The organism is Cobetia sp., from assembly GCF_983723665.1.
The window spans coordinates 1-2,701 of sequence record NZ_CFDJES010000026.1 but is presented as its reverse complement, the minus strand read 5'-3'; the positions used below and the strand labels follow the sequence as shown (position 1 = coordinate 2,701).

Sequence of the window (2,701 nt, the reverse complement as noted above, 5' to 3'; positions counted from 1 at the left end):
AGTCTTGCTCAGGCCTGCCTGCGAGCCGGTGCCCGTGAGGTCGATGCCTGCGTGCTGGCGCGGACTCCCCTGGCCTTGCGCGGGGCGCTGTGACCCGCAAACGCGACACGAAGTAGAGCTGCCCGACACATGCCGCCGGGGCTGAGCCTCGAAACGGGCGTTGAGCTCAGCGGGCAGGCGGGGTCAATCAGGGAGAAGACTGGCGTGCAGAGGGTCTAATCTCATAGCATGCAAGGTCCGGCAGCCGTTTGCTGGTCCATGCCCGAGGAATTGCCATGCCTATTGATCCTGTTTCCCCCGATGACTCGCAATCTTCCGGCACCTCGCGCGAGTTGGATGCGCGCTCCAATGGCAACACCTGGTCGACGACATCCGCGCCAGAGGGCCATGGAGACACGCGTTTTCATCCCTTCGATGCTCTCGCGCCGGACCGTGTCGTGGCCGCTGTCGAATCGCTGGGCTTCTGGTTGCCCGGCGAGCCGTTCGCGCTGAACAGTTACGAGAATCGTGTCTACCATCTCGCCGATGATGACCGACGCCGCTGGGTGGCCAAGTTCTATCGCCCCGAGCGCTGGAGCCGTGCCCAGATTCTCGAGGAGCACGCCTTCCTGGCCGAGCTGGATGAGGCCGGTGTCCCCGGGGCGCCCGCGTGGGCGAACGAGGCCGGCGAGACGCTGCATCGATTCGAAGGCTTCGACTTCGCTCTCTTCCCGCATGTGGTGGGGCGCGCGCCGGAGCTTGAATCTGCCGAGCACCTCTATCAGCTGGGTGAGCTGATCGGTCGCGTGCACGCGGTGGGGCGCAAGAGCGCGTTTCGCGAGCGGGAGACGCTCTCGCCGCTGCGGATTCTGGAAGAGAGCTGCGCCAGCGTGCTGGCCTCCGACTGGCTGAGTGAGCGCCAGCGTGACAGCTACCAGCGTGTCATCGAGGCGCTGCGCCCGTTGGTCGCGGAGCAGAGCTGGCCGGAAAGCGCCCTGATCCGTACCCACGGCGACTGCCACATCGGCAACATGCTGGGGCGCGATGACAGCTTCGCGCTGGTCGACTTCGATGACTGCCTGAGCGCCCCGGCGGTGCAGGACCTGTGGATGCTGTTGACCGGTCAGAGCGACCCGGAGCTGCACATGCAGCTGTCCGAGGTGCTGGAGGGCTACGAGCAGCATTGTGAGTTCAATCGCAGCGAGCTCAAGTGGATCGAGACCCTGCGCACACTGCGCATGGTGCGTCACAGCGCCTGGGTGGTGCGGCGCTGGTCGGACCCCGCCTTCCCGCAGGCCTTCTCGCACGTGGCGAGCCTGGGCTACTGGGACGACCACATTCGCAGCCTGGAACAGCAACGCGTCGCGCTGTCTGCGCCGCGTTGGCTGGCCTAGCGGTCGCGACATGGCCTGGCAGTCGTGAAATGGCCTGGCAGTCGTGACATGACCTGAAGGCCGTCGCGAGGCCTGGGCCCCTTTGGCGAAGTGAGTGACATCGCCCCTTCATGCGCCCCCATCGGTTACCGATGGGGGCGCATGTGTTGCATGGATACGACAATCGCGTGAACAGACCTGCGTTGACGGCATGCCTGAGGTAGAATCTGGCCCTGACATTGAACACGAAGTTATACGATTTCTTGCCATCTGATCGCTTGTGTATGACTTTTGTGCTTTACCCCTGCTATGCGTGCGCTAGTGCGCGCCCCTGACCGATACCATAGGCAGACGGATGACCGAAGAGATTGCCAACCACTACCGCCAGATCATCACCGCGTTGGGTGAGGATCCAGAGCGTGAGGGCCTGCTGGATACGCCCAAGCGCGCGGCCAAGGCCATGCAGTACCTGACTCATGGCTATCAACAGTCGTTGGAGGAGATCGTCAACGGCGCTGTCTTCACCTCCGATACGGACGAGATGGTACTGGTCAAGGACATCGAGCTTTACTCGATGTGCGAGCATCACCTGCTGCCGTTCATCGGCAAGTGCCACATCGCCTATCTGCCGTCTGGCAAGGTGCTCGGTCTGTCCAAGTTCGCGCGTATCGTCGACATGTATTCGCGTCGCATGCAGATTCAGGAAAACCTCACCAAGCAGATCGCCGAGGCCGTTCAGCAGGTCACCGGTGCACGTGGTGTGGCCGTCGTGGTCGAAGCGCGTCACATGTGCATGATGATGCGTGGGGTGGAAAAGCAGAATTCCAGCATGAAGACGTCCGTGATGCTGGGCGCCTTCCGCGACAATCAGCCGACCCGTCAGGAATTCCTGACGTTGATCAGCTGACAGCAGAGTGAAGACGCCGCCTTTCGAGGCGGCGTTCTTGTCTGGGAGTCATCTCGCGCGTTTCCCTTGATCAGGAGTCCCTGCCGATGCCGATGCATGCCTTGCACGATGAACATCTCGATCACGATCTCGCCACCATTCGCATCAAGAATCTGCGCCTGAGAACCTATATCGGGATCAATGAAGACGAGATCCAGAACCGCCAGGATGTCGTGATCAACGTGGTGATCCGCTATCGCGCGGCACGCGCCGTGCAGTTCAATCACATCAGTGAAGCGCTCAATTACCGCACCATCACCAAGCAGTTGATCCGTCATGTCGAGGAAGGGCGCTTCGCGCTGCTCGAACGCATGACCCGTGAGGTGCTGGATATCGTGATGGCGCACGAACAGGTGCTGACGGCGCAGGTCGAGATCGACAAGCCGCATGCCTTGCGCTTCTC

Annotated in this window: 3 protein-coding genes; all 3 read left to right on the top strand. The window is 62.0% G+C overall.

Going from position 1 to position 2,701, the window contains the following annotated elements:
* Positions 1–275: 275 nt before the first annotated feature.
* Entirely contained in the window at positions 276–1,373 is a 1,098-nt protein-coding gene (locus AC4FAH_RS04465) for a serine/threonine protein kinase (protein ID WP_084589292.1), read from the top strand.
* Positions 1,374–1,707: 334 nt separating this feature from the next.
* Complete coding sequence (gene folE / locus AC4FAH_RS04460) at positions 1,708–2,259, top strand: GTP cyclohydrolase I FolE (protein WP_043332418.1); 552 nt, start codon at positions 1,708–1,710, stop codon at positions 2,257–2,259.
* 86 nt (positions 2,260–2,345) lie between these two features.
* On the top strand, positions 2,346–2,701 hold a 356-nt coding region (gene folX / locus AC4FAH_RS04455), incomplete at its 3' end, for a dihydroneopterin triphosphate 2'-epimerase (protein WP_483236541.1).

What these genes read in the sequence shown, in the direction of transcription:
- AC4FAH_RS04465 (WP_084589292.1), top strand. Translation starts at nt 276, where the DNA reads ATGCCTATTGATCCTGTTTCCCCCGATGACTCGCAATCTTCCGGCACC.
- folE (WP_043332418.1), top strand. Translation starts at nt 1,708, where the DNA reads ATGACCGAAGAGATTGCCAACCACTACCGCCAGATCATCACCGCGTTG.